Annotated in this window: 1 protein-coding gene (running past both ends of the window); it reads right to left on the bottom strand. The window is 67.1% G+C overall.

Positions 1 to 14,118 carry part of the coding region annotated (locus AB4Z47_RS23730) for an MFS transporter (RefSeq protein WP_441953649.1) on the bottom strand (this coding region is incomplete at both ends). Its footprint runs off both ends of the window (22,471 nt to the left, 26,959 nt to the right), so 14,118 of the 63,548 annotated nt are shown.

Here is a 14,118-nt window from a genome sequence, read left to right as displayed (position 1 = left end):
CGTCTGCCCATCGATCGGCCTCCGCCAGTACCTGCGCCGTCGCCACCAGCTGTGCCGCGCGCAGGTGCCTGCCGCGGACCCGTAGTTCGGCGGCTTCACGAACGAGCATCCGCAGATTCGCCTCGTGCCGCCATTGATACGGAACTCCGTCCAGGCCGACGATTCGCGCCGGCATGACCCGCACCAGTGCCCACTTCGCATCATCCGATAGCGCATCCCACCAGTTCGCGATCTGCTCGGACTCTGGCTCACTGACCTTCAGTTGCATCGCGCCCCAGGCATCTTCAGCGAGCTCCTGCTCTAGGGCGGTGGGGTCGATATCACGCTCAGCGGGCAGCAGTTCAGCGGGTGCGGCGCTGCGGCCGACATCACCGGGCGGAACATCCCCCGCACGATCGGCTTGCGACCCGGTCGGGGTCGAGTCCGACAGGCCGACGGGGTCGTGTCGAGTTGGTCGGCCCAGCAGCCGCTCTTGTACGGCGGCGGTGTATCGCGTGGCTGCGTCGTAGGCTTGGGTCGCCGTGATTTCGCGCCTCAGCAGTTTCTGGCCGAGTTCGCGGGTCACCTCGGCGTGTTCGGCGCGCAGTCCGGGATCGTCGAGTGTCCATGCCGGGGGATACTGGTGCCCCTGCTCAGGGTCACAGAATCCCGCGTTCCCGATAAGTCTTCGAGCAAACGCCTCCATTACCGACTGCTCCGACAACTCACCATCGATCATCGGCCGGTAATCGGCCAGCCGATCGATAACGGCAATGCCCTCTTCAACAGAACGAATACGCAGACCATGGTCGGCCAGAGCCCTGCCGAGCACTCGATCCGCCGGGTATCGCTTGGAGGTGAGGTCCTCGATGGCCAAAGCGATGCTGTTCAACAGAAAATCCGGCTCGGCAAGCGTCTGCAGATCGACGCCGGCGATCGACTGGACAAGCGGATCCGAATCCCGTTTGCCACGTTGGCCTTTAGTTTGTTCATCGAATGTCGTACCGATGATCATGGCGTGGATACGGTCAGCCCTGGCGGGATCGACTCCGAGGGCCAACGCGTGAGCACGCGCCAAAGCGGCCGAGCGCGCTTCGTCGGTACCGCGACCATTGCCGTAGACAGAGTCGCTGTAGACCTCAGCGACCACCGCGTCCAAACATTCCTGCGGGCTGGCACCGATGGCGGCCAGCTGTGTCAACAACAGCTCTACATCGTGAAGCAGGTCGAACCCGTTGTGATAAGTCGCGGGCACACCATATTCCGCCAGCTCGACATCGCCGATGATCTGGTTGGCCCGCCCGATCCTCGAATCGCCATACAACGTAGACACGATATGCAAACCATTGGCCGCCAACCGAATCGCGATCCGCACGTCGGGATGATCGAGTGCCACACCGGGCAGCGCGGTTCGAAGGACAGCCTCGATCTGGTGAACCAGGACATCCGCAGACAGCGGGGGTTCGTTGGGATCGAGCAGGCGGCGCCGGATCTCGGCGGCATCGGACCGATCCTGCTCGGTGTCGCGCTCTTGCAACTGAGCGTAGATATCCGGCAGCCCGGCGACATGCAATCCGCTGGGCGTGCGCCAGGCGCGGCTCAGAACCTCATGGTGCGACGGTCCTTCCGCCACTCCCATCACCAACGAATAGTTGCCGTTGGCCAACCGAACGACACCGTCCGCCGACTGCTGCTCCGACCACCCCGGCTGCTCGCGCAGGTGACGATAGGCAGCTTCGGGTACCGATATGTCGAGCGCGGCACGCGTGTGCTCAGGGGCGCGGCCGAAAGCAGCATCGACAGCAGTGAACCCGAGCACCACACAATCGTTGGCAACCCGGTCACCGAGCACACGACGGATACCGGCCTCCCAATCGGCGCCGTGCTCACGGTCGGCCGGCAACGCCGCCGCGTCGTCCTCCGGTTGTTGTATCGCACGCCCAGGCGCATCGCGCACGTTCGCATCTGGGTCGACCAAATCCGCGATGGCGTCGAAAACCTTGGTGCCGTCGTCGCTTTCGGTCGACACCAGGCCGTCGATCACCAGCATGACGGTCTCTGGGGAAACCCTCGCCGCCGCGGCGATCGCTTCGATCTGCTCACGCACCGTACGCAGGTCGGCGAGTAGGTCGTAGCGGCCCAGCTTCAGTGCCGCGGCCAGGACACGACGGTGCGACAGGTCGTGCACCGGCCGGAGCCGGGACACCGCCTCTTGCACCATCGCGGTCGAAACCCCAGCCGCCACCGCGACCTCTCGAATCGTCACCGCCGCTGACGGCTCCCGTGGCGCGTCCGTGTCCACCACCGGTTCGGCCGGCAGCCGCAGCCCATGTCGCTGCGCGGCATCGGCCACCGCTGCGGCGATTTCCGGATGCACCGCAATGCCTTTGAGCACCGCTAGCACCGTCTGCACCGGTACTCCGGCGTCCGCCGCCACTGCCCGCCACAACGGCAGCTGCGGAATGTTCTCGTAGCCGATATCCTCGGCAGCCACACGCAACAGCGCTGCAGCCTCCGCGTCCACCCGGCCACCGGCCAGCCATCGGGCGATCACATCGGGCGCCACTCCCACCGCGGCCGACCGTGCCTCGAACTGCCGCCGCAGCGACCGCGCGGCCTCGGCGGCTTTCTCGTCCCGATCACCCCCGTCACGCGCCGCGACGGCCAAATCCTCGGCAGCAGTGGCGGTCACCGTCTCCGGGTCGTTGGACTCCGCGTTCAGCAGCGCGAACATCTCCGGCGCGAGATTGCCCCGGTCGAGCCTCGACCGAGGCGGCGCGCCTTCACCCGACCGTGCTCGCACGGACCGCTGGTCCCGGACGGTGAATTCCCCGCTCTCGTCGTAGCTGAACCACCGCTGCTCGCTGGAGCGATGCCAGATGCTGGTGCCTGCAGGGTGGGTGAGCGCCAGCTCCATCCACCGGCCGGCACCACCGGTACGCACCGTGACGGTCACCTCGCGCCGGCCGTATCCCTCCTCGGTCCCTGCAGCCAGCCCGGCCAGCATCTGTTCGACCGCGGCGTCCCGGTTCTCGTGCGCGGCCCAGTCCCCGACCAGCGCGACCAGCCGCTCGGCTACCTGCTCGCGCACCGATTCGCCTTCGACCAGACTCACCGTGATCGTCGCCTGCGACTGGCTGTCGTTCAGACTGACCACGAGCACCGAGTTGCCGTGCTCGTCGACGATGCGCGCGGTACCGGAACTGTTCGCGGCGCTCTCCAACAGGAACCCGGCCTGCGCCAATGTCCCGGCGACTTCCCGCACCCTTTCCCGGACCGGCTCGTCCACATTGGGCACATTCGCGGTGAAAACCGCCATCCGGCGAGCATCCCGCTCCGGATCGGGTGTGCGCCACCCCTCGAACGGCGGCGGGGTGCCGCGGCCGACCAGGACGTTCGCGAAATCCCGGGCATGCTCCGGAAGTTCCGAAACAACCCGATCCTCGGGACCTTCCGCAACCCGCATCCCCAACACCGCAACCACACCAGCAGGCGGCGACCACTCCTCGAACGGGACATCCACCCCGAACTCGTGCACCATCACGACACCGTCGACCAACTTCACATTCACCGCATGACCCCACTGCGGCGGACGCCCATCCCGACCCTCATACACCAGCACCGCAACCATCGGCTTCCCCGTAGCCGCCACCCGCGCACGCACCTGCTCCAACTCGGTGATCGCCGGATCCCAACCCGCCCCCACCACTCCCGCGACATCCTTCAACAACACCCCACCCAGACCCGCGTCGGCCAACCCCGCAGGCGGCTCCTGCCCCAACGCCGCCCACATATCCCGCCCCGCCACCGGCACGCAGTCCAGCGCGGCATCGGGTGCATGCCTCACAAGGTCGGCACGCGGGCGCTGGTACCGCTCGGTGTCCTGCTGCGGGCCGGGACTCGGGACAGCCGGTCGCGCGAGACGCTCCAACATCTCCTTCGGGGTAGGCACTGGCCGGCGTTGCGGAGGCGGCACCAGCGGTTTCGCCTCCGGTGGCGCGTTGAGAGCCGGATGCTTCGCACCGACCGTCTGTATGTGGCCGGCCACGTCGGTTTCCTCGTCGTAGCGAGTCACCCCGCCTCGGGAGCCCTGCGCAGGCTCGGCCGGGGTCGGGCCCTGTTCCGGGGCCGCGGGCAGCTCCGGTTTCGGGGCCGCGGGCAGCTCACGGGTAGCCGTGGCGACCCGTTCGACCGTCGTTTCCGGTTCTGGCAGGGGGTTCTCGACGATCTCCGCGTGCGACGGCCAGGTCCACTGGCGCGGCGCGGGCTCAGCCAACCCGGCCGCGAACTCCGGCGCCTGCTCGGCCAGCTCCGGAAGCTGTTGCAGCTGTTCGATCAGCTCGAGGATGGCGCGCAATTGGCGGATCCTATTGCCGAGCCAATGCATCGGAGCCGCGGCTTCCAATGCCGCGATCATCGCCGCCAGCCGCTGTGGTCGGACGAGTTCGGCTACCGCTCGCGCCGTCGCCGCATTCGCTCGAACAACCTGCGCCAGCAGGTCGTACACCCCAGGAAAGTTCTCTTGCCCCATCGACAACCAGACCAGCGCTGCCAGCACCTGCCGGTAGGAGGCCACCAGCCGCTGCCGGGTGTCGAGCAGCTGCTCATCACCCTCGCCGAAGAAGGTGAGGTTGTTCCGAGTCTCATCTCCCACGAACAGCGACCATTCGGATTCCATCGACCAGTCCACGTGGCGCCCACTCGCCTCGTAGAAATCCAATTGGGTCAGCTCGTAGTCCCCGTCGACGACCACGGATGCTTTCCGGGAACCGGCGGCCCCGGTCACGGTCACCGTCACCGTGACGTCATCACTGCGGAGGCGGTGCCGCACATCAGGCGGTATCCGCAAACCCGTACGCTCGATGTGGTCACTTACCGACCACCCTCGCATGACCAGCTGGATCAGCCGGGTGAACAGCACCTCCCCATCCGATCGCTGAAAAGCTGATCGCCGGTCCTCCCGCCGCAGCCGCAGCACCATCGTCGACTGCGGCTGCTGCCCTTCGGACACCGTCACGCGCAGCCGCGGCCACCCGCTGTCGGTTTCGACCACCTCGACCACGCGGTCACCGGCATCGTCCACCGACTCCCGCTGCTCCGTACCGCCGTCCAGTACCGCGGCGACCACCGAGCCTGCGGTCTCCTGCAGCCAGCCGAACTGATCCCGCCGGGATCGGCTGCCCCGAACGTCCGGCAGCAGGCGGTTGGAATCCGGCTTCCCTCCTTGGTCGCCGCTATCGGGTACCGAACTATCCGTGTGGTCGCCCGCGAGGTTCGCGAGCGGGTAACTCCCGGACGGCTCCTGACCACGGGCCAGCGGGCGCAGCGGCCGCCTGTCCTCGTCGAACACGATGCCGTGCAGCGTCCCCTTCGGCTGCCCCCACTTGCTGAACGGCACATCGATGACCTGGTGGCCTTTGCGTTCGTGCACCCACACCCGGCCGTCCGAACCCAGGTACAGCATGAACGCGTGCGCACCGACCGGCTCGTGCGTGACGGCTCCCATGACTGACTTGCCGTCGGCGGCCAACGCCCGCATCTGCTCCAGAGAATCGAAAGGCTCTTCCGCCCAGTCGGCCCCCAGCAGCTTCGCGAATTCGACCGGGCTCAAGCCTTCCAGCCGGATCTGCTCGTTGAGCAGCGACGGGATATCGCCGGCCAACTCGAAACCGAGCAACTTCGCGAAGTGCAGGATCTCGACCGCGCAGATCTTCGGGACGTCATCGAGCCGGTGCGACAGCTGCGCCTGACTCGGCTCCACCGCACCATCACCGACCCACGGGATCGGCGCCTCGGTCGACGCCCTGCGCGCGCTCTGCTGACCCGGGCCAGCTGCCGGGCGTACGCCGAAGTCGGGTTCCGGCTCCGCCGCTAGCTGGGCGGCTGCGGCAAAGGCCTGGACCAGTTGCTGGTTGTACCCGACTTCCGCATCGGTGTAGGCCATGATCGCGGCGAGCGCCCGCCTCACAGCCACCGTTTCGAGCCGGTCCGCCGTCGCCCGCCACCGGGCGAACCGATCTTCCCAGGCGACGTGCTGCTCAGCGACCGCACGCAGCCGGTTCAACTGGTGCACGCGCCAGCGCCAGTCCTCTCCTTCCCCGACAACCTCGGCGATGCGGGCAGCCACCCGTGCCGGATCGATCGGCTCCGTGACGGTGCCCAGATACTCCAGCTCGGCGGGGAAGTCCTCGATGATGCCGTTGCGCATCGTGAGGTAACGGCGCTTGGCGGCCAACCGCTGGCGGTGAATGTTGCCCAGGCCTTCTTCCAGCGCGTCGATCTGCGCGACCCACTCCCCCTCGGCACGCAGCCGCGACAGCGTGTCGCCGAGCTGGATCCGGGGTGTTTGCGGCAGGTCGTCCGCGGCTCGCGCGAAGTCCGCCAGCAAATTGTCGAACAGGCCGTGCAGCAGACGGTGCTCGACGAGGTTCGCTTCGTTGGTAGGAGACAAAAGAATGCCAAGGTTCGCCCCAAGCAGCCGGCTCGCAACCTCGTTGAGTGTTGCGGCCGCTGAAGCGAAGTGCAAGAAGGCATCCCGGGTGTCGGTCCGCTCGTGCATGCGCGTCACGGCAGCGCGCAGCACCTGTTCCGCGCCGACCAGTCGCTCGAGTCGAGTATCTGCACGCCGGATGATGTCGAATGCCTCCACTGCCTCGTGCAAATTCAGGAAGAAGAGGTCAGCACGGTCACCATCGGTCCACCGCGACGTATCGTCAGGCAGCGAATCCAGCCCAGATCTCAAATCCCGCCAGACTTGCCGGGCCGTCATCGGGTCGGCCAACAGGTCCACGGACAAGCCATGCCGCTCAGCGACCTCCGGCAACAGCTCGCGGTATTCCTGTAGCCATTGCTCGCGCATCGGCGAGTTCGGTGCGAGCAACTCATCCAGGCTGGTGTTGTTCGCCTTGGTCAAATCCCGCAGCGCGGCCTTCGCCTGGGCACGGCGCTCGATTTCCTGGAAAGCCACCGCCACCAACGACCTTCCGAGGTCGGGCTCCCGTTCCCGTGGGTTGTCGGCGTCGTGCATGGAGAGTCCGACGTGCGGCTGCCGCCCCGACCGATACTGCGACTCCAGCAACTCGGTGACACGCTCGACAAACGCCGCGAGATCCGGCCCTCGCCACACCAGCGTCGCTGTCGCATCCTCGTCATCCTCCGCAAACGACGCGTTACGCGGATCGATGCTGCGTGCCAGACTCTCTTCCAGCGAAATCGGGTTCGTGCGTCCCACGGTCGCATGGAGTTCTATCCGCTGCGCGGTCTCGATGTCACCGAGCACCACCTCCGCGCTGCCACCCCACCCCAGCGACAGCGCAGTCGGCTCCGGCCATCCTCCCACCTCGCTGGAGAACCGTCGCAGCACAACCCGCAGCTGTTGCAACTCCCGTCGGCGTTGCTCTCGCAACTCGCCCGGTTCCGACGGCACCTCACGCTCGAGCTGCTCCAGCTGCGGGTCGAAGTAATACAGCCACGTGTCCTCGAGAACCGGATCACCGTCGAACTGGGTTCGCATCCCTGGTGTTTCGATCGCGGCGCGCACGACGTCCGCTCCGGTGCCGTTACCGAAAAGCAGCGTTCGCGGCCGGTTGCCGGTCAGCTCTTCCCTGGCCGCGTTCATCGACGCCACCTGATCCACCAGGTTCCGGGCGTCCGCCATGGTGCGGGCCTGCTGCGTCGCGATGTCGGGTTGCGCCGAGCCTTCCGGTTGCTCGCTGTCGGCCGAGGCGCTCCGGTCGTTGTCGAGCAGCATCATCAACACCACCCGCTCGGATGGGTGCTGTTTTTGCGCCGCAAGGTAGTGCGCCGCTTCGGCCATCTGGCCCTCGATGTCGTCGAGCTGCTCCGACGCCGGCCCGGGCAGATACCAGATCACCGTGTCCGCGGTGTCCAGGAGGTCGACAGTGTCACCCTCGGTGTCCCCGACGGCCACAAGTTGTTGGACCCGTCCACCGGTCGCCAGCTCGGCACCGTTCGGCCCCAGGTCCGGTAGATACCGGGTCGACAGCAGCTGGGCCCGCAACCCGTGCTCCGCGGCCTGGTCTCCCACCATCTCGAGCCTCGCGGCCTCCTGTTGCAACTGCTGCGCCTCGTCACTCAGGCCGTAGCGCTGCAACTGCGCAATCTGCGCCTGCAGGTCCGCCCCCGCCTCGACGTCGAGGTCCGCTGCGGGGAACGCGCCGACCACGTCCCGCAGCAGCGGGTAACCCCGAATCAGCGCAGCCGGTGGTATCCCCAACTCTCGTGCCTTGGCACGCAGTTCAGCCGCGATCCGGCCACGTCCCTCGGACACCGCGACGGCCTCGTCGGGCTCCCCCCGCACCGACAGCACATCCTCCAGCCGGGACACTCCGGCCCGATCCAGGATGTCCTGCACCACCGGAACAAGCTCGGGGACGGGTTCGCGGTGATCGCCTTCGTCGAACCGAACCCCGACCCGCACGTTCTCGAAATCCCGGGCATGCTCCGGAAGTTCCGAAACAACCTGATCCTCGGGACCTTCCGCAACCCGCATCCCCAACACCGCAACCACACCAGCAGGCGGCGACCACTCCTCGAACGGGACATCCACCCCGAACTCGTGCACCACCACGACACCATCGACCAACTTCACATTCACCGCATGACCCCACCGCGGCGGCTGCCCGTCCGCACCCTCATACACCAGCACCGCGACCATCGGCTTCCCCGTAGCCGCCACCCGAGCGCGCACCTGCTCCAACTCGGTGATTGCCGGATCCCACCCCGCCCCCACCACACGCGCGACATCCGTCAACAACACGCCGGCCAGATCCGCCTCGGCCAACCCCGCAGGCGGCTCCTGCCCCAACGCCGCCCACATATCCCGCCCCGCCTCCGGCACGCAGATCTTCGGCCCCTCGGCCAGCAGGTGCTCCACACCGCTTTGCGGACGCCGGTATTCGGCCGTCGCATCGGCCCCCCCGCCGCCGGACCGCTTCGGACCTTCCGATCGCCCGCCGTCTTCGGGGGCGTGTCGTTCGAGCTCGTCCAAAGCTTCCAGGACAATGGCGAATTCCTCGGCGAGACCGAGCTGGTCGAATTCCGCCTCTACCGCATGAACGCGCTGCCGGATCGCCCGCACCACCGCTTTCGGGACGTCGTGGTCGAGCCAGGTGTAGGTGCCGTCGGCCTCGCGGCGGACATAGCGCTCCGACAGCGGCGGCGTCCGGGATCCAACATCCGGGTGGTGTGTCGCGTGTGCGGCGAACGCGAGGTGGTGGCCGAGGCCGATCAATGCCAGATCTTCGTCCAGCATCCAGGCGGGGGAGCGCCCCGGCAGCCGCAGCAGCGCTTCGAGCAGGCCGTGCCGTTTGGCGATCGTGGAGTGGTACCACGCGTCCCACTCGCCGAGATCCTGCCGACTTTCGCGCAGGTCGCTCTCCGGCGTTCCCTTGCGGTACCGCTGGTAGAAACCGGTGGCCGGATCGGCGTGCAGCTCAGACGGTTCGACGCCACATGCCGCGGCGAGCAGGGACGCCGCCTTCGCTACCCTGACCTGCCGCTCGTCGTCGACTCGGGTGTGTGTCAAGACAGTTCCGTCGACAAAAGTCACTACATCGACAGGATCCGACTCGTCGGCAGGCAGCGGCTCGCGAGAGACCTCGCCAGAGTCGACGGCCTCCGCCACCACCTGGTCGAACGGACGCTCATCGGCAAGGGTGTTCATCCAGTCGCGCCGGGCGGAATCGACATAGAAATCCCGGCAGGCAGGTCCATCGGCGGGCCGCTCATCCGGAGCCGACTCGCCTTGGCGATCGCTCGCCCTCTCGGTGACCTGCACATGCCCGCGGTGGTCGACTCGGACCTCGCGGTAGCTGACGTCGATGTCCTGTGCCGCCAACTCATCGGGCGACAAACCTATCCGCTGCAGCAACACAGGCAGTTCCGTCGCTGGCGCGGCGACGACGATCCGCGGCCGGGCGTCCGGGCCGACGACGACCCCGACACCCTCGGCGATCGGGGCGGCATGCTCGGCGGCGAGCACATCACGCGCGGCCAATACCGCCGCCGCCTCGCGCAGATCCGCCAGACGCCGGCGAGCGGACTCGAGGTAGGACAGGCCTGCTCGGATCCGGCCCGCCAGAGCATTGATTCGCGCGAGTTCCTCGTATTCGGAACCATGCGCCTCCGCTATCCGCTGCTGCAGCGCCTGTTCGACCTCTTCGGAGGTCACCTCGGCCGCGTCCGGTGCCAGTCCCAATTCCGTGCACCACCGGACAACGTCGGCATGCAGATCATGCTCGCGGCGGGCCGCGGCCGCTATCTTTCCGCGTACGCTGCCGCGCACTTCACCCGCCGGAGTCCCCGGATCCAGCCGCCAACTCTGCCAGGCGGGCACGGCGGCGATCTCCCGGTCGAACCGTTGCTGCCAGCCGTCGTCGATAGCGAGCGCACCGTCCACGGGCGCGACGTCCACGGCGATGGGGACCTTCGGATCCCGCAACGCCTTCTCCACCGCCTCGATCAGCTTGGCTGGGCTGTCGGCCCGAAGGTGCGCGAACCGCTCCCGCAACACATATGCGGGCCCTTCGTACTCGTGTAGGCGACCACCCAGCCGCCACTGCCCCTGTTCGTCCTCGTACATCGGGAGGCGCACGGGATCGCGTAGGCCCTCGAGGGTGAAGTCGTAACGCGACGTGTAAGGCTCGGACTGGCCCGGCTCCGGATACGAGGTGTCGTCTCGGTTGATCTCCAGGGTGTGCAGCTTGCGCGCGATCTCCAAGGGGCCGAACGGATCGACCACCTCCCCGGAATCGGCCAGCTCTTTCCCGACACGCAGCACGGGGGAGTTTTCCTCATCCAGCTGAACTCCATCATGAAGACGAATTCCAGCAGGATTTCTGTCCGGGAGCATCGCCGAAAACTTCTTCAGCGGGCTGATCCGACCGAGTAGCGGTTTCAGCCACTTGCGCCAACTCACACTCACCGAGCCGCTGGCGCGCCCCCTCAGATACGCCGTCAAAAACGCGGTGACGATCTCTTGCTGGTCCGGAGGCTGCAGATTGTCCGGCAATTGGCTGAGCGAGTGGAAATTCAGCGAACCGTCCTGATGCGCCCACATCGACACCGACACGTGAGAGATCTGGTAGCCATGTCCCGGAAGCAGCACATCTGCGAATTCCGGTCGGTGGTAGGCCAGATCGTTCAGTGCCGCCTCCAGGCGGTCCGGCATCGACACCACGACCAACCGGCCGGGGCCACCCTCGGGATCCGGGATGTGGATCACGTGGGTGCTGACCCGGATACCGTCGGGATGCTTTGCCAGCTCTGCGTCGATGCGGCGGTTGGTCACTTCGTCGTCGATTGCGGCGTACGCCTGAAACCGCTCGGCGAGCAGCTCGGAGAGTCGGGCGATGTCGTCGTCCCGGCGCAGCAGTTCCGTCCGGTGTTGAGCGGCGCGACTCAGGAGCGCGAAAAGGCCGGAGGGGTCCGACGTGCTCGGGGGCCCGGAAACATCCAACGCGACATCGCCGAGGTCCGCCGGCTCCAGCCGCAGTCGCTCGGCTAACCCGGTCCACTCCACTATGACCATCGAGTGGAGGTCCGCTATTTGCCTTTGCATCGCCGCGTTGTTGCTCCAGTACTCCAATGAGGTACCCAGTTTGTCTATCAACGCGGTGCACTGCGCGGTCACATCGCGAAGGCGCCAGGAAGCAGCCGCAAGGTCCTCGATACGGTCATGCCCGAAGGGAGTGCGCGGCGCGGGAGACGCCTCGATCCGCTCGTCCGGGACCGGAACGGTCACATACTCGACGTGGAACCTGTCCTCGATCCGGGCCGGCTCCTCCTCCAACAAGTACTCGAATTCCCGCCACTGCGACCGCAATCGGTCCAACGCCCGCTGCTGCCCGCCGTCCACGGCAACCACAACCAACGTCCCGTCCCGGAACCAGACGATGTCGTGACCCTCGAGCTTCTCCCCGCCCCGCCGCAGCACCTCCTCGATGGCCGGTGCGCACGCACGCGTGTCGGCGGATTCGTTGTACCGCACCACATCCGCCATCAGGTCTCGATAGCGCCGCAGCACCACAGGCAATTCGACCAAGGCCGCTTCACGACTCGAGATGTCGGCCTTACGATCATCCAACCTGCGGAAGTACGCCAACTGAAGCGGCAGCCTGGCATGCTCGGCCAGTCCCAGCCGGGCCAGATCGGCGGTCACCCCAGCCCGGTCGGCAGCCACGCTCTCCGTCGCAGTCGCGAAGGCGTGGCGCCACTGTTCCTCGGTCCACTCGCCGTACACACCAGGGGGCAAGTGCAGATGGCGAGACAACTCCTCTGCCCGCTGCACGACCTGTTGAAGCCGCTCGGCGAGAGGAAGTTCCGGATCCACGGATTCCGAAGATTCTTCTCCGTCGAACCGAACCCCGACCAGGACGTTCTCGAAATCCCGGGCATGCTCCGGCAGCTCCGTACTGACCCGATCCTGCGGACCTTCCGCAACCCGCATCCCCAACACCGCAACCACACCAGCAGGCGGCGACCACTCCCCGAACGGGCGATCCTCCCCGAACTCGTGCACCATCACGACACCGTCGACCAACTTCACATTCACCGCATGACCCCATTGCGGCGCACGCCCATCCACACCCTCGTACACCAGCACCGCGACCATCGGCTTCCCGGTAGCCGCCACCCGAGAACGCACCTGCTCCAACTCGGTGACCGCCGGATCCCACCCGGCCCCCACCACACCCGCGACATCCGTCAACAGCACGCCGGCCAGATCCGCCTCGGCCAACCCCGCAGGCGGCTCCTGCCCCAACGCCGCCCACATATCCCGCCCCGCCTCCGGCACGCAGATCTTCGGCCCCTCGGCCAGCAGGTGCTCCACGCCGCCCTGCGGACGCCGGTATTCGGCCGTCGCATCGGCAGCCGCGGTGGTCGCGGCCTGCGCGTCCTGGGCGGCCAGTCCGGTGCGCAACGCCGCGTCGAGCCGCTCGACTTCCACGATCGCCGTGGCATAGTCGACCGCGGCGTCGACCACACTGTCCATCGCCAACACCGCCCTGGCCTTGGCGTCCAGATCGCCATCCCGCTTGCCGGTCGTGGAATCGGTCAGGGGACTCACCCCGTCGGGCTGGGTCACCATCTGCTCGATCAAGGCAACCGACAGCGGCTCGTCCTCAGCGGCCTCCGGCTCCGGAAAGACCACCTCACGAGCCATTTTCGTGTGCAGCGTGTGGGTGAGTTCCTGCTGAAGCGCGAGACGTTTCGCGCGCAGTACCGCGGGCAGTTCGACAGCCGAGGTGCTCCAGAACTCCTTGGCGGCCGACTGCTGCAGCACACCCCAGGCGCGATCGCGGCGGCTGACCGCTTCGTGGCGGCGGCGGGTCAGGTCCGCGAGGTTGTTCACCCGCTGGTCCAGCAAAACGGCCTGTTCACCGCGACGCCGGTGGTCGTCGGCCAGTTCGAGCAACGCCCGCAGTGAGCGGCGCCGCCGTCCGCCCGCGGACGCCCACTTGGCGCGTAGCGGGGACGAACCTTCCAGCGCCCCGGACAACTCGACTTCGTCTTGCGGGTACCTACTCACGTGCTCGGCCCGACGCGCCTCGAATTCCTTTGCTGCCACCGCGGTCCGGGAATGCGCCTGGCGCTGCGCTGCCCGCAGCGCGGCGATACCCCGAATCCGGGCATCGGCGTCCAGCAGTCGCGTTGCGTCCGCGATCACCTCGTTGAGCGCAGGCCACCTCCGGACCTCGGTCTCTGCCCAGTTCCTACCCAGAGTCCGAAACGACTCCTGAGCGCGGATCGTGGACGGCGTCACCGGCTCATGCGGTGCTCCTTCCAGGCACTCCCGTAGTCCTTCCAGGAACTCCCGTTCGCGGCGCAGCCGCTCCAGCACATCGCCATCCAGAGTCGCCGGGTCGAGGTCCAACTTCCTGCTGGCATTGCGCAGGCTCTTGACCAGCCTGTCCCGTTCGGCCACATCGACATCGACGAGCCTGTCCAGATCAAGGCTCACCACGACCCGGGAGACCGGGTTCGCTGCGGCGGGTCCGAGCACGACCTCCATCTGCCGATCGAATTCACTGGTGAGCACCTGCAGTCGCGCGTCGCGCTGCTTGACCGCCTTGTCCAGGGCGAGCACCTGCCGGTACTCTTCGAACGCCACGGCCT

The organism is Nocardia sp. 2TAF39, assembly GCF_052114905.1.
Classification (GTDB): domain Bacteria; phylum Actinomycetota; class Actinomycetes; order Mycobacteriales; family Mycobacteriaceae; genus Nocardia.
The sequence above is the reverse complement of the archived record's forward strand: the minus strand, read 5'-3'. Positions and strand labels throughout refer to the sequence as shown.